Origin of the sequence: Stenotrophomonas sp. ISL-67 (genome assembly GCF_018612915.1) — a bacterium.
Taxonomy (GTDB): domain Bacteria; phylum Pseudomonadota; class Gammaproteobacteria; order Xanthomonadales; family Xanthomonadaceae; genus Stenotrophomonas.
The window spans coordinates 218,190-239,054 of sequence record NZ_JAGGRL010000006.1 but is presented as its reverse complement, the minus strand read 5'-3'; the positions used below and the strand labels follow the sequence as shown (position 1 = coordinate 239,054).

At 67.7% G+C, this 20,865-nt stretch carries 16 protein-coding genes, 1 pseudogene and 1 riboswitch; of the genes and pseudogenes, 7 read left to right on the top strand and 10 right to left on the bottom strand.

All coding sequences use genetic code 11. From position 1 onward, the window contains the following. Positions 1 to 13 precede the first annotated feature (13 nt). The 5 genes and pseudogenes from chrA to J7J08_RS08780 form a co-directional block, all read left to right on the top strand. Positions 14 to 952 (top strand): annotated as a pseudogene (gene chrA, locus J7J08_RS08795) (chromate efflux transporter); the annotation flags it as partial. Then, on the top strand, positions 879 to 1,271 hold the full coding sequence (locus J7J08_RS13390) for a chromate transporter (RefSeq protein WP_251006532.1): 393 nt from the start codon (positions 879 to 881) through the stop codon (positions 1,269 to 1,271). The pseudogene chrA and the gene J7J08_RS13390, both read left to right, overlap by 74 nt. Positions 1,272 to 1,376: 105 nt before the next feature. After that, a complete protein-coding gene (locus J7J08_RS08790; protein ID WP_214904076.1) occupies positions 1,377 to 2,009 on the top strand; it encodes a TetR/AcrR family transcriptional regulator C-terminal domain-containing protein in 633 nt (210 codons plus the stop codon). Between the two features lie 62 nt (positions 2,010 to 2,071). Further along, the gene (locus J7J08_RS08785; RefSeq protein WP_214904073.1) at positions 2,072 to 3,163 is read left to right on the top strand and encodes an efflux RND transporter periplasmic adaptor subunit; all 1,092 of its coding nucleotides are present in this window, start codon (positions 2,072 to 2,074) and stop codon (positions 3,161 to 3,163) included. Then, positions 3,160 to 6,225: an efflux RND transporter permease subunit gene (locus tag J7J08_RS08780; RefSeq protein WP_214904070.1), complete on the top strand. Its 3,066-nt coding sequence runs from the start codon at positions 3,160 to 3,162 to the stop codon at positions 6,223 to 6,225. The genes J7J08_RS08785 and J7J08_RS08780 overlap by 4 nt, the downstream gene beginning before the upstream one ends. Positions 6,226 to 6,238: 13 nt before the next feature. Here the strand turns inward: J7J08_RS08780 and J7J08_RS08775 are convergent, their stop codons facing one another. From J7J08_RS08775 to J7J08_RS08750, 6 genes are all read right to left on the bottom strand, one after another. Next, the gene (locus tag J7J08_RS08775) at positions 6,239 to 6,649 is read right to left on the bottom strand and encodes a VOC family protein (RefSeq protein ID WP_214904067.1); all 411 of its coding nucleotides are present in this window, start codon (positions 6,647 to 6,649) and stop codon (positions 6,239 to 6,241) included. Beyond that, a complete protein-coding gene (locus J7J08_RS08770) occupies positions 6,646 to 7,116 on the bottom strand; it encodes an AraC family transcriptional regulator (RefSeq protein ID WP_214904063.1) in 471 nt (156 codons plus the stop codon). Before J7J08_RS08770 ends, J7J08_RS08775 begins: the two co-directional genes overlap by 4 nt. Positions 7,117 to 7,126: 10 nt before the next feature. Further along, positions 7,127 to 7,699: a nicotinamide riboside transporter PnuC gene (gene pnuC, locus J7J08_RS08765; RefSeq protein ID WP_214904061.1), complete on the bottom strand. Its 573-nt coding sequence runs from the start codon at positions 7,697 to 7,699 to the stop codon at positions 7,127 to 7,129. An 8-nt stretch (positions 7,700 to 7,707) separates the two neighbouring features. Beyond that, positions 7,708 to 9,879, bottom strand: coding sequence for a TonB-dependent siderophore receptor (locus tag J7J08_RS08760; RefSeq protein ID WP_214904059.1), 2,172 nt, complete (start codon positions 9,877 to 9,879; stop codon positions 7,708 to 7,710). 67 nt (positions 9,880 to 9,946) lie between these two features. Then, positions 9,947 to 10,042, bottom strand: a riboswitch (TPP riboswitch). A 41-nt stretch (positions 10,043 to 10,083) separates the two neighbouring features. Beyond that, positions 10,084 to 11,220, bottom strand: coding sequence for a phosphotransferase (locus tag J7J08_RS08755; RefSeq protein WP_214904056.1), 1,137 nt, complete (start codon positions 11,218 to 11,220; stop codon positions 10,084 to 10,086). A 46-nt stretch (positions 11,221 to 11,266) separates the two neighbouring features. Next, positions 11,267 to 11,905, bottom strand: coding sequence for a response regulator transcription factor (locus J7J08_RS08750; protein ID WP_214904054.1), 639 nt, complete (start codon positions 11,903 to 11,905; stop codon positions 11,267 to 11,269). 78 nt (positions 11,906 to 11,983) lie between these two features. On the opposite strand from J7J08_RS08750, the gene J7J08_RS08745 reads away from it, so the two are divergent. Then, positions 11,984 to 15,565 (top strand): transporter substrate-binding domain-containing protein, encoded by a 3,582-nt coding sequence (locus tag J7J08_RS08745; RefSeq protein WP_214904052.1) that lies wholly within the window; start codon positions 11,984 to 11,986, stop codon positions 15,563 to 15,565. A gap of 134 nt (positions 15,566 to 15,699) precedes the next feature. Here J7J08_RS08745 and J7J08_RS08740 read toward each other — a convergent pair whose 3' ends face one another. Both J7J08_RS08740 and J7J08_RS08735 read right to left on the bottom strand, forming a co-directional pair. Then, positions 15,700 to 17,376, bottom strand: a complete 1,677-nt coding sequence (locus tag J7J08_RS08740) for an electron transfer flavoprotein-ubiquinone oxidoreductase (protein ID WP_214904049.1) — start codon at positions 17,374 to 17,376, stop codon at positions 15,700 to 15,702. A gap of 392 nt (positions 17,377 to 17,768) precedes the next feature. Then, positions 17,769 to 18,296, bottom strand: coding sequence for an N-acetyltransferase (locus J7J08_RS08735; RefSeq protein ID WP_214904046.1), 528 nt, complete (start codon positions 18,294 to 18,296; stop codon positions 17,769 to 17,771). An 86-nt stretch (positions 18,297 to 18,382) separates the two neighbouring features. On the opposite strand from J7J08_RS08735, the gene J7J08_RS08730 reads away from it, so the two are divergent. Continuing rightward, a complete protein-coding gene (locus J7J08_RS08730) occupies positions 18,383 to 19,546 on the top strand; it encodes an acyl-CoA dehydrogenase family protein (protein WP_214904043.1) in 1,164 nt (387 codons plus the stop codon). A gap of 250 nt (positions 19,547 to 19,796) precedes the next feature. On the opposite strand, the gene trmL is transcribed toward J7J08_RS08730, so the two are convergent. Together trmL and J7J08_RS08720 are read right to left on the bottom strand one after the other, a co-directional pair. Further along, complete coding sequence (gene trmL / locus J7J08_RS08725; protein WP_214904040.1) at positions 19,797 to 20,276, bottom strand: tRNA (uridine(34)/cytosine(34)/5-carboxymethylaminomethyluridine(34)-2'-O)-methyltransferase TrmL; 480 nt, start codon at positions 20,274 to 20,276, stop codon at positions 19,797 to 19,799. Between the two features lie 80 nt (positions 20,277 to 20,356). Continuing rightward, the gene (locus J7J08_RS08720; RefSeq protein ID WP_214904037.1) at positions 20,357 to 20,827 is read right to left on the bottom strand and encodes a hypothetical protein; all 471 of its coding nucleotides are present in this window, start codon (positions 20,825 to 20,827) and stop codon (positions 20,357 to 20,359) included. Between the last annotated feature and the right edge of the window lie 38 nt (positions 20,828 to 20,865).

Below are 20,865 nucleotides of genomic sequence, written 5' to 3'. Positions count from 1 at the left end.
CTGGAATAGGGGTATGAAAGGGTGGGACAACCCATGCAGGAGAATCCCAACCACCATGAAGGCAGCTGAATCCCAAGGCCCGGCAGGCGCGCCGGGGCGCACGAGCGAAGTCTTCGTTGCGTTCCTCAAGCTCGGACTGACCTCTTTCGGCGGCCCGATCGCGCACATCGGCTACATGCGCGAGGAGTTCGTCAGGCGTCGTGGTTGGCTGGACGACGCCCGCTTCGGGCAGTTGCTGGCGGTGTGCCAGTTCCTGCCAGGTCCCGCCAGCAGCCAGATGGGTCTGGCCATCGGTCTGTTCCGCGGTGGTTGGTCCGGCGCTGGCGCCGCCTTCCTGGCATTCACGTTGCCCTCCGCACTGTTGATGTTCGGGCTGGTGTCTCTGGCCCCATTGCTGGGCCACGGTGTCGGTGCCGCCGCGTTGCATGGTTTGAAGCTGGTTGCCGTGGCTGTCGTCGCGCACGGCCTGATCGGCATGTCGCGACAACTTGCTCCAGATGCCCGGCGATTGTTGATCGCCGGTGGCGTGGTGGTGCTGACGTCGTTGGCCGGCAGCGCATGGGTGCAACTCGTTGCCATTGTCCTGGGCGGCTTCCTGGGCGCCTGGCTGTGTCGCCACGTCCGTCCGTCCGATCCCGCTGTGTTCCCCGTTCGTTACGATGGCCGCGTCTCCGTCGCCTGTCTCGCGCTGTTCGCGATCGGATTGCTTGCCGCTGTGGTATTCCCGCCGTCGGCGGTGCCGACGACGTCCGGCATGGCGAGTGCGTTCTACCAGGCGGGGAGTCTCGTGTTCGGGGGTGGGCATGTCGTCCTGCCGTTGCTGCAGACCAGCGTCGTCGACAGTGGCTGGCTGAGTTCGGACACCTTCCTGGCCGGGTATGGAGCGGCGCAGGCGGTGCCTGGGCCGATGTTCTCACTGGTTGCCTTTCTCGGCGCCGAAGTGCCGTTGGGGCTGCCTGCTATCATCGGTGCCGTGGTCGCGCTGGTCGCGGTGTTTCTGCCTGGTGCTGCTGCTGGCGGTGCTCCCGTTCTGGGCGCAGGTCTGTCGGCACCGCCTTGCTACGAGCGCCATGGCCGGCGTCAATGCGGCGGTCGTGGGGCTGTTGGCCGCGGCGTTCTACGATCCGGTCCTGACCGCAGGACTGGACGGGCCGATGGATGCAGCCATCGCTGCGGTTGGTTTCGCGTTGCTGGCATTCGCACGGTTGCCGTCGCTGTGGATCGTACTGTGGTGTGTGGCCACCTCCATCGCATGGCGTCTGCCTGGCTGATGCGGTGCCGGCTTCCATCCCGTCGCGGTGAGGTCCCACGGCGCTTGCGCGAGCAAACCTAACACTGTTAGATTCGCCCCCTAACAACGTTAGGTAGCCCCCCAATTGCGCAAGCCCATCGCCCGGGACAACATCGTCGCGGCCGCCTTCAAGCTTCTCGACGAAGCCGGCATGGAGGGCGTGACCCTGCGCAAGGTGGCCTGCATGCTGGGCATCCGCGCGCCGTCGCTGTACTGGCACTTCAAGAGCAAACAGGCGTTGGTGGACGCCATGGCCGACGCCATGATCGTGGAGGTGGCCCGCCACATCCCCGACGGCCAACCCTGGCGGCAGACGCTGCTGCAGATCGCCCGCGAGTTCCGCACGGCCTTCAAGGCACGCCGCGATGGCGCGCGGGTGTACGCCGGCACCTTCCTGGCCACCGAGAACGTGCTGCGGGTAGGCGAAGCCAGCATCGCCGCGCTGGTCGGCGCCGGGGCGTCGGTGCGCTTTGCCGCGACCGCGTCGCTGGACATGGTGTATTACGCGATGGGCTTTGTGATCGAAGAACAGTCCTGGCCCGGCGACGGCAGCATGGAGGCGCTCGGCGAGGCATTCATGGCCCTGGCCGAGGCGCGCTTCCCGCATTGCTGGAGCGCCCGCGAGGTCTGGAGCGAGGTCGATTTCGACGCGCGCTTCGAACAGGGCCTGGGTCTGATGCTGGACGGCATCGAACAGCGCCTGGCCCGCGCAACCTGATTCCCTTTCCCTTTCCCTTTCCCTTTCCCTTGTTACCGCAGTTCCGACACGGAAGCTCACTGATGCGCGCCTCTCTTTTCCGCTGCACTTCCCTCCTGCTGGTGGCCGCGTTGCTCGCGGCCTGCGGCAACAAAGACGACAAGGCCGACGCTGCCGCAAGCTCGGCGCTGCCGGTGTCGCTGGCACCCGTGCAGCAGCAGACCATGGCGCGCACCGTGCTGGTCTCCGGCCCGGTCACCGCCTATGAGGAAATGCAGCTGGGCGTGGAAATCAGCGGCCAGCGCGTGACCGCGTTGCCGGTGGAGGTGGGCCAGTGGGTGAAGAAGGGCCAGGTGCTGCTGCAGCTGGACCACCGCACCCTGGACAGCGAACTGGCCCAGGCCGATGCCTCGCTCAAGCAGGCGCAGGCGGCGCAGGAACTGGCGCGCCTGAACTACCAGCGCAGCGAGAAGCTGGCGGCGCAGAAGCTGATCAGCGAAAGCAGCCTGGACGAACTGCGTGCCAACCGCATCAACGCCGAAGCGCAGACCGCCACCGCGCGTGCATCGCGCGATGCGGCGCAGCTGCGCCGTGACTTCGCCGACCTGCGCGCGCCGGCTGACGGTCTGATCTCCAAGCGCCTGGTGCAGCCCGGCCAGGTGGTCTCGGCCGGTACCGAGCTGCTGCGCCTGATCCGCGATGGCCGCCTGGAATGGCGCGCCGAGCTGCCGGAAGACCAGCTCACCGGCGTGGCCGTGGGCAATACCGTGGAGCTGCCCTATGCGGATGCGGTGGTCACCGGCCGCATCCGTGCGGTCACCCCGGGCGTGGACGCGCAGACCCGCACCGGCACCCTCTTTGCCGACCTGCCCGAACCGGGCACGCTCAAGCCCGGTGTTTATGTGGAAGGCCGCATCGTCACAGGGGAAGGTCCCGCGTTGACCGTGCCGACCGCCGCGATCGTGCAGCGTGACGGCCACAGCTACGTGTTCAGCGTGAACGACAAGCAGCAGGCCGCGCGCCTGCGCGTGCGTACCGGCCAGGCCGTGCAGGGTCGCACTGCGATCGTGGAAGGGCTGAAGGCCGGCGACCGGGTGGTGGTGGAAGGCGCCGGCTTCCTGGGTGAAGGCGACCGCGTGCGCGTAGTGGCCGATGCCAAGGCTGCCGCCAAATGAATATCTCCGCCTGGGCGATCAAGCGCCCGTTGCCTGCGCTGCTGATCTTCTTCGTGCTGTGCGTGGCCGGTCTGTGGGGCTTCTACCAGTTGCCGGTGGCACGCTTTCCCGACATCGCCTTCCCGATGACCACGGTCACCGTGACCCAGCCGGGCGCGTCGCCCAGCCAGCTGGAGGCCGAGGTCACCCGCAAGGTCGAGGACTCGGTGGCCACCGTGAACAACGTCAAGCGCGTGATCTCCTCGGTCAGCGAAGGCGTCAGCACCACCACCATCGAGTTCCAGCTGGAAGCCGACCTGGCCACCGCGCTGGACGACACCCGTGATGCGGTCACCCGCATCCGCACCGACCTGCCGCAGGACATCCAGGAACCGGTGATTTCCAAGGTGGACATCGGCGGGTCGCTGATGACCTACGCGCTGGTTGCCCCGCACATGACCCCCGACGAAGCCAGCTGGTTCGTCGACCGCGACATCGCGCGCGCCATGTACGGCGTGCCGGGCGTGGCCCGGGTGACCCGCGTGGGGGGCGTACAGCGCCAGGTGCGGGTGGACCTGGACCCGAATGCCTTGATCGCAATGGGCATCACCGCCGGTGATGTGTCGCAGCAGCTGGCCCGTATCCAGGTCGAGCGCGCCGGCGGCAAGGCCGAGATAGAAGGCGCGCAGCAGACCATCCGTACCCTGGGCACGGTGGGCGACGCTCAGGCGCTGCGCGATTACTCCATTGCGCTGCCGGACGGCCGCGCGGTGCGCCTTTCCACCCTAGCCAAGGTGACCGACGCGGCGGCCGATCCGACCGAAGCGGCGCTGCTGGATGGCGAAAAGGTGGTCGCGTTCTCGATGTCGCGCACGCGTGGTTCGAGCGAAGTGAAGGTGGAAGCCGGCGTGCACGCCGCGCTGGACAGGATCAAGGCCGAGCACCCGGGGATCGATTTCCGGCTGGTCACCACCGCGATCGATGAAACCCACCGCTCCTACGATTCGTCGATGACCATGCTGTGGGAAGGCGCACTGCTGGCCCTGCTGGTGGTGTGGCTGTTCCTGCGCGATTGGCGCGCGACCTGGGTGTCTGCCCTGGCGCTGCCGCTGTCGATCATTCCCACCTTCGCGGTGATGTACTTCTTCGGCTTCACCCTGAACATCATCACCCTGCTGGCGCTGTCGGTGGTGGTGGGCATCCTGGTGGACGATGCGATCGTGGAGATCGAAAACATCGTGCGCCACCTGCGCATGGGCAAGCCACCGCTGGAAGCGGCGCGCGAAGCGGCGGGCGAGATCGGCAACGCGGTGATCGCCACCTCGCTGACCCTGGCGGCGGTGTTCGTGCCGGTGGCGTTCATGCCCGGCATTGCCGGCAAGTTCTTCCGCGAATTCGGCTGGACCGCCGCCACGGCGGTGCTGTTCTCGCTGCTGGTGGCGCGCCTGCTCACGCCGATGATGGCGGCCTATCTCCTGAAACCGCATGGTGAGGAGAAGCCCGAATCGAAGCTGATGACCTGGTACCTGGGCTGGGTGGACGCCGCACTGCGCTACCGTGGCCGCACGCTGTGGCTGGCCACCGGCCTGTTCGTGGCCTCGCTGGCGCTGGTGCCGTTCATCCCGGCCACTTTCATTCCGCAGTCGGACCTGGGCCGCAGCAACCTCAATCTGGAACTGCCGCCGGGCACCCGCCTGCAGGAAACCGTGGCGGTGGCCGAGCGGGCGCGCGCGCTGCTCAAGGACATGCCCGAGCTGAAGCAGGTCTACACCGCCGTGGGCGCCGTGCTCGACCTGGGCGACCCCAGCGCCACCGGCGTGGGTGAACCGCGCAAGGCCACGTTGATCCTGGATTGGGGCGTGGCTGACGACCGCGACCGCGACCAGCGCGCGCTGGAACGCGACGCGCGCGAGCGCTTGGCCAACCTGCCCGGCGTGCGCGTGAGCTATGTCAGCTCAGAGCCGGGCAACCTGCTGCAGCTGGTGCTGTCCGGTGATGACCCGCAGCGCCTGCAGGACGCCTCCACCGCGCTCGAACGCGACCTGCGCGGTATCCAGGGCCTGGGCAGCGTGACCTCCACCGCCTCGCTGCTGCGCCCGGAACTGCAGATCGTGCCCAATGCCGCGCGCGCCGCCGACCTCGGCGTGGCCACGCAGGACATCGCGGAAGCCGCGCGCATCGCCACCGCCGGCGATTACGAGCAGCGCCTGGCCAAGCTCAACCTGCCGGACCGGCAGGTGCCGATCCGCGTCGGCTTCGCTGAGGCTACGCTGGCCAACCCGGCGCTGATCGGGCAGCTGCGCGTACCCGGCCGCGACGGCCCGGTGCCGCTCGCGGCGGTGGCCGAGATCCGCCAGGGCAGTGGCCCGTCGCAGATTTCGCGCTACCAGCGCCAGCGCAACGTGACGCTCACCGCCGAGCTCAACGGCCGCCCGCTGGGTGATGTGATGACCGAAGTGCAGGCGCTGCCCAGCGTCAAGCAGCTGCCGCCGGGCGTGACCTTCCTCAACACCGGCGATGCCGAAGTGTTCGTGGAGCTGTTCATCGGCTTCATGCTGGCCATGGCCGCCGGCCTGATCTGCATCTACATGGTGCTGTTGCTGCTGTTCAACCACGTCTTGATGCCGGTCACCATCCTGGCGGCGGTGCCGTTGTGCGCGGGTGGTGCGTTTGGTGCGCTGCTGATCACCCAGAACATGCTCTCGCTGCCGGCGTTGATCGGCTTGCTGATGCTGATCGGCATCGCCACCAAGAACTCCATCCTGCTGGTGGACTACGCGGTGATGGCCGAAGACGAGCAGGGCATGAGCCAGCACGATGCGCTGATCGACGCCTGCCGCAAGCGTGCCCAGCCGATCGTGATGACCACGCTGGCGATGGGCGCCGGCATGATGCCGATCGCGCTGGGTTTTGCCGGCGATTCCAGCTTCCGCGCACCGATGGCGATTGCCGTGATCGGTGGTCTGATCACCTCCACGCTGCTCAGCCTGATCGTGATCCCGGCCGCGTTCACCGTGATGGACGACCTGGGCGAATGGCTGTCGCGCAGGTTCCGCCACAAGTCCACGCACAAGACCGCGTAACCCCAGCAGGAATTCAACCCGCCGCGCGCTGGATCAACTTCCACCCATTGCCCGACGGATCGCGGAACCCTGCATCCATCGTGCCGTAGCGTTCCACCGGTTCCTGGTTGAACTCCACCCCGGCGGCCGACCAGCGGTCGTAGGTGGCCTGGCAATCGTCCACCGTCAACACCAGTGGCGGCATCGCGCCTTTGGCCACCAATGCGTTCAACGCCTGCGCGGTGGCCGCATCGTGCACCGGCGGGCCCGGGCGGAACAGGCCGAGCTGGAAGCCCGGCTGGTCCGGGTGCTGCACGGTCAGCCAGCGGTAGTCGCCATTGCCAGCGTCGGTGTGTACCGCAAAACCCAGCTTGCCCACGTAGAAATCCAGCGCTTCCTGCTGGTCGCGCACATACAACCCCACTACTTCAATGCCCTGGCTCATGTGACCTCCGGTGTGTGAGCGTCCTTTTTACTCCCGCCGCCACCCAGCCGCTTCTCCGAAACTGAGGTCTTGAGGTCGGGTCGGCTGGCGGCCCGCGCGATGCACTCCGGCGCCGGCACGGCGGTACCCGGCAACAGGCGGGCGCGCAGCTCGCCCGGGCTCTGCCCGGTGATGTCGCGGAAGATCCGCCCGAACGTGCCCAGGCTGCTCCAGCCGGTCTGCAGTGCGATCTCCGTGATCGGCAGGTCGGTATCGCGGCACAGCGCCACGGCGCGTTCGATGCGCCGGGTGAGCAGGTAGCGGTGTGGCGGCAGCCCGAACGCCTGGCGGAACTGCCGCGCGAAGTAGGCCTCCGACACCGCACTGACCTGCGCCAGCCGTGCGATCGGCCACGTTTCCTGCGGGGCACGATCCATGTGGTCCTTGGCCCGCAGCAGTCGGCGCAGCAGTTCGGGGGTCTGGTTCATGCCGTACAGGCTAACGCGGTTTCAGCACGGCCCCTTCATCGCGGGCCGCCGACCACGCGCGCAGCCCCATCACCGCCAGGCCGATGAAGACCAGGTACAGGCCGGCGGTAACGTCCAACGACTTGACCAGGTACATGCCCACGTACACCACGTCGACCACGATCCACAGCCACCAGGTGGCCACGTGCCGCCTTGCCTGCCACCACTGCGCCACCAGGCTCAGCGCGGCCAGCATGGCGTCCAGCCACGGCAGCGCGGCGTTGGTCCAGGTGTGCATGGCCGCGCCCAGCGCCACGCCGAAGCCGATGCCCACGGCCAGGTCGCGCAGCAGCAGCTGGCGCGGCAGCGGCACGATCACGATGGCACCGTCCTGTTCGGCGTGCCGGTGCCAGCTCAGCCAGCCATACAGCAGGAAGCCCCCGAAGGCCACCTGCAGCAGGCTGTCCGAATACAGCCGCGCTTCGATGAACACCGTGGCGTACAGGCCCACCGCAAGCAGCCCGACCGGCCACGCCAGCATGCGCCGGCGCGCCATCAGCCACACCCCGAGCAGGCTGGCCACCACTGCCGACCATTCGAGCACGGCCGCGCTCACAGCCCAACCGTGACCGACAGGCGCGCCTGGCGCGGAGCGCCGGCGAACAGGTAGTAATCGCCGGCGCTGCTGCCGGTGTCGCGCCAGTAGAAGCGGTCGAACAGGTTGTCCACCGACAGGCTCCAGGTAACCGGGTGTGCGTGCAGCGGGTGCTGGAAGCGTACGCCGGCATCGAACACCGAGTACGCCGGTGCCTTCACGCTGCCATCCACGGTGGCCGCGTTGGAGGAGGCGTAGCGCCAGCCGCCGCTCACGGCCAGCCCGGCCACGAACGGCAGGGCGTAGTCCACGTGCAGCGCGGCGCGCACCTTGGGCACGTTGACCAGCTGCTGGCCGTCGTAATACGCGGTGCCGGCATCGCGCGCGCGCGCCTGCAGCAGGCTGGCGCTGGCGTTCACCGCCAGGCCTTCGCTGAGCTGGCCATTGGCGGTGAGCTCCAGCCCGGTGTGGGCCTGGGTGCCTTCCTGCACGAAGGTGAAGCCGGCATCGCTGGCGTCGGGCCTGGCGTACTGGAACGGCTGGGTGATGCGGAACAGCGCCGCGCCCAGCATCAGGCCGTCGGCGGCAGCGTACTTGACCCCCAGCTCGCGCTGGCGCGATTGCATCGCCGGCAGGAAGGTGCTGCCGTTGCTGGTCCAGAACGGCGCTTCCTGGCCCAGCGACAGGCCTTCCACGTAACTGGCGTAGACGTTGAGGTGTTCGCTGGCCTGCCAGACCAGCGCGGTCTGCGGCAGGAACTGCGACAGGCGGCTGTGCCGCTCCGGAACGCCGCGCTTGTCGTAGGCGCGCTCATCCAGGCGCACGTAACGACCACCGGCCAGGAACTGCCAGTCATCGCCGAAATGCATGCGGTCCAGTGCGAACACCGCGCGCTGCCAGCTGTCCAGGCGCCGCGCGGACGGGCCCGGCTGCAGCGGCGAGGGATCGAATACCGGCACCTGCGCATCGGCAATGTTGGCCGTGCCCACGTACTCGTTGACGTTCTGGCGCTTGTCCACGGTGCGGTGGAACGCGCTCAGGCCAACCGACAGTTCGTGTTCGACCGCGCCGGTGGCGAAGCGGCCGCGCAGTTCGCCGCGCGCTTCATCATTGCGGCGGGTGTCGTCGGGGCTGCGGTAATCGTAGATGTCGTAGTCGCCGTTGGGCGCGAAGTAGTTGCCCGGCACGCTGCCATCGGCGCAGCCTGCAGCGTAGTAGCAGCCGTAGGCGAAGGCGACGTTGTCGTCGATCACCGAACGGCTGTGGCCCACCGACAGCCGCGATTGCCAGTCGGGGTTGAAGTCGTAGGTGTGCAGCGCGGTGATGTTGGTGCTGTCGATGCCCACGGGCTGCTGCCACGGCTGGTGGCCAAGCATGCGGCTGCGGTCCACGCCGCGCGGCAGTTCGCTGCCGCCCAGCAGCTGGTAGCCGCTGGCCGAGCGCTGCGCGCTGGTCTGGTAGTTGGCATCCACTTCCAGCTTGCCGTGTTCGCCGATCAGCCAGTCAGCGGCCAGCGAATAGAAGTTGCGGCGGCCGTCGGCATGTTCGATGTACGAGGCGCTGTCGTCCCAGGCGGCATTCACGCGCAGGCCGAAGCGCGGAGTGATCCAGCCGCCCACGTCGACAGCAACGTAGCGCGAGCCTTCCGAATCGGTGGCCAGGGTGACGGTGCGCACATCGGCCGGGCGCTTGCCCACGTAGTTGATGATGCCGCCCGGCGCCATCACGCCGGCGGCAAGACCTGCCTCACCCTTGAGGATTTCCACCTGCTGCACGTTCTCCAGCGCCAGGCGCTGCTCACCGGCGATGGACAGCCCGTTGAAGCGGTAGCCGGTGGCCGGGTCCAGCGCGAAGCCGCGGATGGCGATGTTCTGGTAGTAGCCGACCGGCGCATAGCTGTCGCCGAGCGAGGCGTCCTGCCGCGCCAGTTCAGACAGGGTGCGGACCTGCAGCTGGTCCAGCAGCGCGCGGTCGAGCACGTTGACCGAGGCCGGGGTGTTCTTCCAGTCGGCGCTGCCGAAACTGCTCGACGGCGTGGACGCCGCCGCAGGTTTGTTGGCCTGCACGCGGATGCCGGCCAGGTCGGTGGGCGAACGTTCGGCCGCCGCAGTGTCGGCGTCACTGGCATGCAGCGGCAGTGCGGCGCAGAGGGCGGCGGTCAACAGCGTGAGGCGGTAGCAGCGGTTCATTCGATTCGTCATCAGCCAAAGGAGACGAAGCGAAGGCATGCACGCGCACCGGCCCGGAACGGGGATGCGCCTGCTGCTCAAAGCTCCCTACGCCGGTGCAAACCGGATCAGGTTCCAAGGGACTCTCTCAGCCTGGCAACGCCAGGCACCCCCGCTTCAGCGGTCATTTTCACACCAATCGGCCGCCGTTGCGACCCCGCCGGTTCAGGCAGCGGCGCGCAGGGTGTCCAGCAGGGCCCGGCCCGGGCGGCGGGCGAACCAGTCGGCATGGCCCAGCAGGAACGTGTGGTAGGCCACGTCGGCATTCGCCGGGGAGCGGGTAACCCCTTGGAAGTACTCGACTTCCGACAGCGCGAAGTCCAGGTGCACCACCGGCAGCAGGTCGGCCAGCAGCTGCACCTGGGCGGCCGACAGCGGGCGCACCTGGTGGTACCCGGCCAGCAGCGCCAGCGCGATATCGGCATGCGCCACCGGCCCGTCGCCGCCCGCGTCCAGCCAGGCGATGGCATTGCGCTCGATCGCGGTGGCCAGGTCGAACAGCGCGCTGGCCGGGGAGGCCAGGCCAAAATCAAACACCGTGCCGACCGTTGCTGCCGGGCCCTGGCCATGCCAGAGCAGGTTGGATACATGCCAGTCGTTGTGGCCCCACAGCACCGGTTCCATGTGCAGGCGGTCGGCCAGTACGGCGTGCCAGGGCAGGATCGCGCGTTGCAGATCCTGTTCCCAGTGCTGCCGTGACAGGTAATCGGCCAATCCGGGACGGGCCGGCAGTTCGCTGCGCAGCAGTGCCAGCGGATCGCGCGCGCGGATCAGATCGTCGCGTGCCACCAGCAGGTGCGTGCTGCGCTGGGGGGCGTGATGATCCGCTGCGGCCAGGTGCAGGCGGGCGAGCATGGCGCCGGCTTCGCGGGCGTGCGCGGGTTCGGACGGCGGCGTCCACGACGGGCTGTCGCGGTATAGATCGTGGCCGTCACCGTCGGCGTGCAGTTCGTAGGTCCAGCCGCCGTGTTCCATCGCGGTTGCGCCATCGTACGCGCGCATCACCGTCACCACCGGTACGCCGGCAGCAGCCAGGTGGGCGATGAAACGATGCTCTTCGGCCAGCACATCGGCCGAGCGCACATTGCAATGGTGGCGTTTGACGAAGTACCGCCGCGGTCCGCATTCCACCAGTGCAGCGGCAGAGAACGGGCGCGGACTGTGCCACAGCACGCGGATTTCCCCGTCGAGCGCGGGGTACCGGCCGCGCAACCACGCCAGTTCGGTGCCGCTGATCGCCGGCCAGTCGGCAACGACGTCGTCGTTGTCCAGGCCCTGCACGCGGTGATCGGTGTTCATCATGGAAACGGACTTCTTCAGCAGCAGGCTGGCGGCCTGTGGGGCAGGGTCAAAGCGGGCTGTCACGCAGCCAGTCGAACAGCTGTGCATCATTCCGCAGGCCGAGCTTGAGCATCGCATCGCCCTTCTGCCGGCTGATGGTGCTCACGCTCTTGTGCAGCTTCGCGGCGATTTCCTTGACGATCAGGCCACTGGCGAGCAGCCGCAGCACTTCCACCTCGCGCGGCGACAACGCGCGCGTGCGTTCATCGCCCAGGTTCTGCGTGCCCATGCGGTCGATGAGGTTCTTGAGCGTGCGGCTCACGTACGGCTGGCCGCGGTGCACAGTCTGGATGGCCACCGGCAGCTCCTCCATCGAGGAGGTCTTGTCGACCAGCCCCAGTACGCCGGTGGAAGCCACCATGCGCAGGATCGCCAGGTTGGTGGAGACGCTCAGCATGAGCACCGGCAGGTCCGGATAGTGACGGCGGACCTGCCCGATCATGGCAAAACCGTCAGGCTGTGCGCCGCCGGGCATGGAGTAATCGGTGACCAGCACATCGCAGGGATGGACCTTCAATGCGGCCAGAAGCTCATCAACACTGCTTGCTTCGGCCACCACCCGGCCCACGCCGCTGAGTTCGATCACGGATTTGGTGCCGATCCGGACCACCGGGTGGTCGTCGGCAATGATTATGCGCAAGCTCATGGAATAGTATGGCCGTTAAGGCAGCGGCCCCTCGGGGCACGTCGCGGTGGGCGGATCACTCCTGGGAGAACTGACAGCATGCGTACCTCGGTTGTCCGCTGGCTGGTCGTGCTTGGTCTGGTGATCGCGCTGGGCGCCGCCGCCAATGCGGCTCCGGCGCCGGCACCGTCGCTCTCACCGCGCCAGGCTGAATGGATCGACCGGAACCCTACCATCTTACTGGGCCTGTACGACAGCGGCTGGCCACCATTCGAATTCATGCAGAACGGCCGGCCGGATGGTCTTGGCTACGACTACCTGATGTTGTTGACCCGCCAGCTCGGCGTGCGGGTGAAGGTGAAGGTGTATCGCGATTGGGCCGACGTGCTGGATGCGGCATGTCGCGGTGAGGTCGATGTGGTGATGAACATCACCCTGACCCCGGACCGGACCCGCTGCATGGTCTATACCGGCTCCTATGCCGATGCGCCGCTGGCCCTGGTGGGCCGGATCGGCGATACCCGCACCTCGTCCGACCCGGACCTGGCCGGGCTGCGCGTGGTCACCGAACAGGAGTTCCTCACCAGCACCCAGGTGCGGGCACGTTTCCCGGCTGCCCGCCAGGTGACGGCCGCCAACACCCGCGCAGCGCTGGCGATGGTGGCCCAGGGAAAGGCCGACGTGTACATCGGCAATGCCCACGTCGCCAGCACGCTGATCCGCCAGCAGGGCATTGACGGCATTGCCCTGCTGCGCCCCAGCGACCTGCCACCCGAACGCCTCCACTTCGGCGTACCCAACGCCCGCCAGCCGCTGGCCGAAGCACTCGACAGCGCGTTGTCGACCGTGACCGCCGCGCAGCGCGAGGCGCTGTACAAGCGCTGGCTGCCGCCGCTGCAGTGGTCGGCGCAGTCGCGCCTGATCCTTGGCGAGGCCGAACGCCGCATCCTGGCCACGCCGATGCGGATGGGCTATGCCCCCACGGGTGCGCCGCTGTCGTTCATCGACGCGGCCGGCGAGCCCAGCGGCGTGGCCGGCGACTACCTGCGCCAGTTGCGCATGGTCGGGGCGCAGTTGAACCGCGTGCCCGCGCACGACTGGTTCGAAGTGCGCGAGCAGATGCGCAGGGGCGATGTCGATGTGGTGATGGGCATGCCCAACGATGCGCATTACCTTGGCGATGACTGGGTGTTCAGCCAGCCGTTCATCAGCGTGCCCAACGTGATCGTCACGCCGAACAACAGCCGTTCGGTGCTGGGCCTGGGCGACCTGGACGGGCGCAGCATCCTGCTGTCCGATCCCGAGCGCCTGCGTGGCTATATCCTCCAGTACGCACCCAAGGCGCGCATCGTGCCGGCGCGCAGCGTCGACCAGGCATTGTCGCGACTGGCCAATGGCGACGCCGATGCCTACGTCGGCAACCTGGCCATGGTCGACCGCGTGGTGCGTGAGGTGTACCCGGCAAAGCTGCACGTGGCCGCGCCGGCAGGGTTCAGCGACCAGTTGTCGCTGGCGGTCAAGCGCCAGTACGCGCCGTTGGCCACCACCTTCGACCGGGTGTTGGCCAACATCACCCCGCGTGAGCATGCCGCCATCCGCGGCGACTGGTTGCTGGCCGAATACCGCACCGGGCTGGACTGGCGCTCGGTTGCGCGCTGGGCGGTGCCGCTGTCGCTGGTGCTGCTCACCGGCATCATCGTGCACGGCTGGGGCTACTGGCGGTTGCGCCGCGAGGTCGGCATGCGACGCCGGCTGGAACAGCGCCTGGTGGAAGTGACCGACAACCTGCCGGCGATCGTCTACCAGGCCCGCCGCGACAGCGATGGCCGGGTCACCTTCCCGTACATCACCGGCGATCTGCAGGCGATGTTCGGGGTCAGCACCGCCGAGGTCATCGCCGATGAAACGCGTTTGGCCGACCAGATCGACCCCCGCGACCGCGAGGCGGTCAACCGCGCGCTGAACGAGGCCGCGCGCGATTTTTCCGCGCTGGACATGGAGTTCCGCACCAGCCCGCACGGCGTGGTGCGCTGGGTGCGCACCCGCGCGTTGCCGTATGCCGCCGAACACGGTGTGGTGCTGTGGAGCGGGTACTGGGTGGATGTGACCGAGGCGCGTGCGCAGGCCGATGCCTTGGCCGCTGCCAAGTCCGATGCCGAGCGGGCCACTGCGGCCAAATCCAATTTCCTGGCGACCATGAGCCACGAAATCCGCACGCCGATGAGCGGCGTGCTGGGCATGGTCGAAGCGCTGTCGCACACCGGCCTGGACGGCGAACAACGGCGCATCATCGGCGTCATCGAAGATTCCGCGCAGATGCTGCGGCAGATCCTCGATGACATCCTCGACTACTCCCGCATCGAAGCCGGCGCGCTGCCGCTGGAGCCACAGCCGGTCCTGCTGCGCAGCCTGCTCGACAACGTGCAGCAGTTGTTGTCGCCGCAGGCATCCAGCAAGGGCCTTTCGCTCAGCCTGGAGGTCGATCCGGCAGTGGCGCAGCAGCACCTGGTCGATGGCATGCGCCTGCGCCAGATCGTGTTCAACCTGCTCAGCAATGCCATCAAGTTCACCAACAAGGGCTCGGTGGCGATCGCGTTGAGCGTGGACCGCGATGACGAGATGGCGCAGTCGCTGCGCCTGACGGTGACCGACACCGGTATCGGCATTTCCCCCGAGCAGCGGGAACGGCTGTTCAAACCGTTCGCGCAGGCCGATGTCGCCATTACCCGGCACTACGGTGGAACCGGATTGGGGTTGAGCATCTGCCAACGCCTGGTGGGATTGATGCGCGGGCGGCTGGAGATGCACAGCGTGCCGGGTGAAGGCACCCGGGTGGACGTGCTGTTGAGCCTGCCGCTGGTGCCCGGCGAGGAGACCGTGCGCGACGAGCAGCGCCCCGGCGGTGATGTCGACCCGCTGCCGCCAGGCCAGGCGCGGCGCCGCGTGCTGGTGGTGGAAGACCACCCGACCAACCAGGCGTTGATGCGCTGGCGGCTGCAGCAGCTTGGCCTGCAGCATGAACTGGCGGTGGACGGCGAAGCCGCGTTGGCACTGCTCGACGCCTCGACCTTCGACCTGGTCATCACCGACTGCCGCATGCCGGTGATGGACGGCTACACCCTTACCCGGCACATCCGGGAGCGCGAACGCGGCAGCGGCAAGCGCATGCCGGTATTGGCGCTGACCGCCAGCGCGCTGGCCGAAGACGTGCAGCGCTGCCGCGAGGCCGGCATGGATGACCTGCTGGCCAAGCCGGTGGCGCTGGCCACGCTGCGCCAGGCGCTGCGCCGTTGGTTGCCCACCGATGACGCCACCGAGCAGCTCGGCCGCGAAGGTGCCCCCGCAGCGGAAACGGCGGCGCCGGCCGCCGCCCCCACGCGCGCGGCGATCGTGCGCCGTTTCGGCTCCGAACACGTGGCTACCGTGCTGATCGACAGCATGCGCCAGGCCACCGCCGACGACCTGCAGCGTGGAAGGGAAGCGCGCGAGCAGGGCGACAGCAACACGGCGGTGGAAGTGTTGCATCGCATCGTCGGCGGGTTGGGCACGCTGGGGGCCGAAGCGCTGGCCATGCAGGCGCGCGCGCTGATGCAGCGGATTCCGGAACAGGGGCTGGCGGGCAGCCTGGAGGATATCGATGCGTTCGAAATCGCCCTTCAATCCTATCTGGAGGACCTGTAGCGACACGCCACGCGTGTCCCAGGCATTCCGTCACCGTGATGGACAACGCGTAACCAGTTTCCGCGCGGGACACGCATGGCGTGTCGCTACGCTTGCCGGCGCTGCGGATCGACCGCAGCTACCGGATGGCCGGCTTACATGCCCGAATAGTTCGGTCCGCCGCCGCCCTGCGGGGTCACCCACACGATGTTCTGGGTGGGGTCCTTGATGTCGCAGGTCTTGCAGTGCACGCAGTTCTGCGCGTTGATCTGCAGCTGTTCGTTGCCTTCGCCACCGACGAACTCGTACACGCCGGCCGGGCAGTAGCGCGCTTCCGGTCCGCCGTATTCGTGCAGGTTGACCTGTACCGGAATGCTGGCGTCCTTCAAGGTCAGGTGCGAAGGCTGGTCTTCTTCGTGGTTGGTGCTGCTCAGGAACACCGAGCTGAGCCGGTCGAAGGTGAGCACGTTGTCCGGCTTGGGGTAGGCGATCTTCGCGTGCTGCGCGGCCGGCTCAAGGCATTCGTGGTCCGGCGTGCTGTGGCCGATGGTCCACGGCGGGTTGCGGATGCCCAGCTTGGGCAGCAGCCACTGTTCGATGCCGGTCATCAGGGTGGCCACGTTGCGGCCCTTCTTGAACCACTGCTTGAAGTTCTTGGACTGCTTCAGCTCATCGTGCAGCCAGCTGCTGTCGAAGGCGGCCGGGTAGGCGCTGAGTTCGTCGCGCTGGCGATCGGCCGCCAACGCATCGAAGGCGGCATCGGCGGCCAGCATGCCGGTCTTGATCGCCGCGTGGCTGCCCTTGATCCGGCTGGCGTTGAGGTAACCGGCTTCGCAGCCGACCAGCGCGCCGCCCGGGAACACGGTCTTGGGCAGCGACAACAGGCCGCCGGCGGTGATCGCGCGCGCGCCATAGCCAATGCGCTTGCCGCCTTCCAGGTGCCTGCGGATCGACGGATGGGTCTTGAAGCGCTGGAATTCCTCGAACGGGCTCATCCACGGGTTGCGGTAGTCCAGCCCGACCACGAAGCCCACCGCGACCTTGCCGCCCTCGGCGTGGTACAGGAACGAGCCGCCGTAGGTGTCGCTGTCCAGCGGCCAGCCGGCGGTATGCACCACCAGGCCCGGCTCGTGCTTGGCCGGGTCCACCTGCCACAGTTCCTTGATGCCGATCCCGTAGGCCTGCGGGTCCTTGCCGGCGTCGAGCTGGAAACGCGCGATCAGCTGGCGGCCGAGGTGGCCGCGCGAGCCTTCGGCGAAGATCGTGTACCTGGCATGCAGTTCCATGCCGCGCTCGAAGTTGGGACCGTGCGAGCCGTCCTTGCGGATGCCCATGTCGCCGGTGGCCACGCCCATCACTGCGCCGTTCTCGTCGTACAGCACTTCGGCGGCGGCGAAGCCGGGGAAGATCGCCACTTCCAGCGCTTCAGCCTGCTGCGCCAGCCAGCGGGTGACCTCGCCCAGGCTGATGATGTAGTTGCCTTCGTTGTGGAAGCACTCCGGCAGCAGCGCATGCGGGGTGCTGCGCGCGCCGCCTTCGGACAGGAACAGGAATTCGTCGCGGGTGACCTTCTGCTTCAGCGGCGCGCCGCGTTCGGCCCAGTCCGGGAACAGTTCGGTGAGCGCGCGGGTATCCATGATTGCGCCGGACAGGATGTGGGCGCCGGGTTCGGAGCCCTTCTCCAGCACGCACACCGACAGCTCGCGGCCGGCCTCGATGGCGCGTTGGCGCAGGCGGATCGCGGTGGCCAGGCCGGCGGGGCCGGCGCCGACGATCACCACGTCGAATTCCATTGCTTCACGCGGGGGCAGGGCGGTGGTTTCTTCGGTCATGGTGGTGCGTAACTCGTGGGTAGTGCCGTCCCGGCTGGAGCCGGCGGCGGTTGCCTGGGAATCGCGCGCGGCAGGTCACTGCGCAACGGCTGGATCAGGCCATCAGGGTACCGGCAGGAGCCGTTGCCGCCTAGTTCGCAGACGATGGGCGTCGTCCCACGGCCAATGCTGCAGTGCGTCAATGCGCCTGACGGATACGTGCGTTGTTGGCACCTCCTGGGCCGGCCAACGGCCGGCGCTATCGGTATCACACCGGGGATGCCAAGGCGTCCATCACATCCGGATGCCAAGGCGTAGAGCCACGCCCTGCGTGGCTGCGGGTGCTCACCCGCTGGCCCTGCATCCCGAACCCCGGTAGCGCCGGCCGTTGGCCGGCCCAGACGGTGCACCCGTCAGACTGTGACCCCGAAGCCCGCGTGGTAACTCACTTCCGCATCCGGCCACTCCCCTTGCAGCTGCAACGCCTGGAAATATTCCGCCGGCACGCCCGCCAGCCGCAGCCGTGGATCGGCCCGGAAGCCAAACCGACCGTAGTACCCCGGATCCCCCAGCAACACGCAACCGGCGGCACCGCGCGCCTGCAGCGCCTTGATCGCCGCCCGCATCAGCGCGCTTCCGATCCCTTCGCCCTGCCTGTGCGGCGCCACCGATATCGGGCCGAGCCCATACCAGTCCGTGCTGCCATCGCTGAGCTGGACCGGCGACAGCGCCACGTGGCCGATGATGCCGCCTGCGTCTTCGGCCACCAGCGAAATCGACAGCGCGCCGGCCGCGCGCAATGCATCGACGATGTGCTGCTCCGTGCCGCTGCTGTGGGGCGCGGACAGGAATGCGTCGCGGGTGACGGTGTGGATGGCGGCGATGTCGTCGGGACGCTCGTTGCGGATCATCGGCGATACCTCTGCTGTGGAGACCTTCATTGTAGGGCGTGTTGCGGTCTGCCTTGGCCGGCACGGGGGGCAGGCATCACAATGGGGTCTGTTCCCGCCCTGCGATGTCGTCGACCATGGCCCTCAATCCGTACGATCTGTTTGATGTCCACGCGCTGCTCAGCGAAGAGGAGCGGGCAGTGCGGGCCGCGGTGGCGCGCTTCACCGATGAACGCGTGCTGCCCATCATTGGCGATGCGTTCGACCAGGGGCGCTTCCCGGATGAGCTGATCCCGGAAATCGCCGCGCTGGGGCTGCTGGGTTCCAGCCTGCCCGAACAGTATGGCGGCGGCGGTCTCAACGCGGTCAGCTACGGATTGATCTGCCAGGAGCTGGAGCGCGGCGATTCGGGCCTGCGCAGCTTCGTTTCGGTGCAGAGCTCGCTGTGCATGTACCCGATCTTCGCCTACGGCAGCGAGGAGCAGCGCCTGCGCTGGCTGCCGGACATGGCGGCCGGGCGGGTGATCGGCTGTTTCGGCCTGACCGAGGCCCACGGTGGTTCTGACCCGGCGGCGATGAAGACGCGCGCGGTGAAGGACGGCGGCGACTGGCTGGTCAACGGCAGCAAGATGTGGATCACCAGCGGCCCGGTGGCCGATATCGCCATCGTCTGGGCGCATACCGAAGATGGCATCCAGGGCTTCGTGCTGGAAAAGGGCATGCCCGGTTTCACCACCCAGGAAATCAAGCACAAGATGAGCCTGCGTGCCTCGCTCACCGGTGCATTGTTCTTCGACAACGTGCGTGTGCCCGAGCGCAACCGCCTGCCCAACGTGCAGGGCTTGAAGGGCCCGCTGGGCTGCCTCAACCAGGCGCGTTACGGGATCAGCTGGGGTCCGATCGGTGCGGCCGTGGCGTGCCTGGACGAGGCGCTGAACTACACCAAGGAACGCGTGCTGTTCGGGCGGCCGGTGGCGGCCACCCAGAGCGCGCAGATCAAGCTGGCCGACATGGCCCGGCGCATCACCACCGCGCAGTTGTTGTCATTGCAGCTGGGCAGGCTGAAGGATGCCGGCCAGCTGCAGCCGCAGCAGGTCAGCCTGGCCAAATGGAACAACTGCCGCATGGCGATCGACATCGCCCGTGAGTGCCGCGACCTGCTGGGCGGCGCCGGCATCACCACCGAGCACGTGGCGATCCGGCATGCGTTGAATCTGGAATCGGTGATTACCTATGAGGGGACCGAGACCGTGCACCAGTTGGTGATCGGGCGGGAATTGACGGGGATCAACGCGTTTTGACGGGATACGGACCGGTAGCGCCGGCCGTTGGCCGGCTGCTCTTCGATCCGGGGTCATGAACGCGTGATGGGTGGCTTCGGATCGTCTAAACGTCGGGCGAATCATCGGGGCCGCGTTTTGCCGTCTCCGGATACTTGGGCCGCGCTGCGCGCGGTGTCCGGCCAACGGCCGGGGCTACGAATTGTTACGGGCCCATCGGGATCGGGATCAATCAACCAAGAGCCCGCCAATCGTTGCGGGTCGATCAATGTCATGACCCGCCCGCGAACCCGGATTGGCGCCAGGCTTCGTACATCACGACCGCAACGGTGTTTGACAGATTCAGGCTGCGGTTGTCCGGTTGCATCGGCAGGCGCAGGCGGCGGCCGTGCGGCAACGCATCGAGCACGTCCTGGGGCAGGCCACGGGTTTCCGGGCCGAACAGGAACGCATCGCCGTCTTCAAACTGCGGGGTGTCATAGCGCACGCTGCCGCGGGTACTGAGGGCGAACAGGCGCTTGGGCGCGATGGCCTGCAGGGCGGTATCCAGGTCGGGGTGGACCCGCAGCCGAGCGTATTCGTGGTAATCCAGGCCGGCGCGCTTGAGCTGCTTGTCGCTCAGGTCGAAACCGAGCGGCTCGATCAGGTGCAGTCGCGCGCCGGTGTTGGCGCAGAGCCGGATCACATTGCCGGTATTCGGAGGAATTTCCGGCTGGAACAACACAACATGGAACGTAGGATTTGCAGTCATCGGCAAAGTGTACGCCGACGCGAAACATGGCAGGAACCGACGGTAGATACCGACTCTTGGTCGGTATTCCTCAGCCGCTTTTACGGACGCACCAGCACCGAGGCGGTTTCCAGTGCGAAGGCCTGCAGGTCGTTCGGCGACGGGCGCACCTGCAGGGTCGGCAGGTTGATGATCACGTCGCGGGCGATCGTGCCGGCGGCCGTGGCCAGGGCACCCATGTAATCCGTGCTGCGGTCGTTCTGTTCGGCGGCCAGCGCTTCGCGCTGCTCGGCGGTCGGGCGGACTTCGACGGCGGCCAGGGTGGTGACGCGCTGGCTGTTGGCCAGTTCGGCACGGTATTCGGCGATCTGGCCGGCGGTCGGGCGCACTTCCACCAGCGCCAGGGTCGGGATGCTGCTGGTGCGCTCGACTTCGGCCTGGGCCAGCTGGTCGGCGGAGGGGCGGACCTGCACGGTCGGCAGGGTGGTGATGGCGGAAGCGGCATGCACGTTCGAAACAAACGCGGAGCCGGCAACGAGGGCGATGGCGATTGCGATGGTCTTGGTGTTCATGACGGGGCCTGTTTAGTGTTGTTGAGCGGTGGTGTGGT

Excerpts from the sequence above, each read along its gene's own strand:
- J7J08_RS13390 (WP_251006532.1), top strand. The coding sequence starts at position 879 with ATGGAGCGGCGCAGGCGGTGCCTGGGCCGATGTTCTCACTGGTTGCCT.
- J7J08_RS08785 (WP_214904073.1), top strand. The coding sequence starts at position 2,072 with ATGCGCGCCTCTCTTTTCCGCTGCACTTCCCTCCTGCTGGTGGCCGCG.
- J7J08_RS08780 (WP_214904070.1), top strand. The coding sequence starts at position 3,160 with ATGAATATCTCCGCCTGGGCGATCAAGCGCCCGTTGCCTGCGCTGCTG.
- J7J08_RS08775 (WP_214904067.1), bottom strand. The coding sequence starts at position 6,649 with ATGAGCCAGGGCATTGAAGTAGTGGGGTTGTATGTGCGCGACCAGCAG.
- J7J08_RS08770 (WP_214904063.1), bottom strand. The coding sequence starts at position 7,116 with ATGAACCAGACCCCCGAACTGCTGCGCCGACTGCTGCGGGCCAAGGAC.
- J7J08_RS08760 (WP_214904059.1), bottom strand. The coding sequence starts at position 9,879 with ATGAACCGCTGCTACCGCCTCACGCTGTTGACCGCCGCCCTCTGCGCC.
- J7J08_RS08755 (WP_214904056.1), bottom strand. The coding sequence starts at position 11,220 with ATGATGAACACCGATCACCGCGTGCAGGGCCTGGACAACGACGACGTC.
- J7J08_RS08750 (WP_214904054.1), bottom strand. The coding sequence starts at position 11,905 with ATGAGCTTGCGCATAATCATTGCCGACGACCACCCGGTGGTCCGGATC.
- J7J08_RS08745 (WP_214904052.1), top strand. The coding sequence starts at position 11,984 with ATGCGTACCTCGGTTGTCCGCTGGCTGGTCGTGCTTGGTCTGGTGATC.
- J7J08_RS08740 (WP_214904049.1), bottom strand. The coding sequence starts at position 17,376 with ATGACCGAAGAAACCACCGCCCTGCCCCCGCGTGAAGCAATGGAATTC.
- J7J08_RS08735 (WP_214904046.1), bottom strand. The coding sequence starts at position 18,296 with ATGAAGGTCTCCACAGCAGAGGTATCGCCGATGATCCGCAACGAGCGT.
- J7J08_RS08730 (WP_214904043.1), top strand. The coding sequence starts at position 18,383 with ATGGCCCTCAATCCGTACGATCTGTTTGATGTCCACGCGCTGCTCAGC.
- trmL (WP_214904040.1), bottom strand. The coding sequence starts at position 20,276 with ATGACTGCAAATCCTACGTTCCATGTTGTGTTGTTCCAGCCGGAAATT.
- J7J08_RS08720 (WP_214904037.1), bottom strand. The coding sequence starts at position 20,827 with ATGAACACCAAGACCATCGCAATCGCCATCGCCCTCGTTGCCGGCTCC.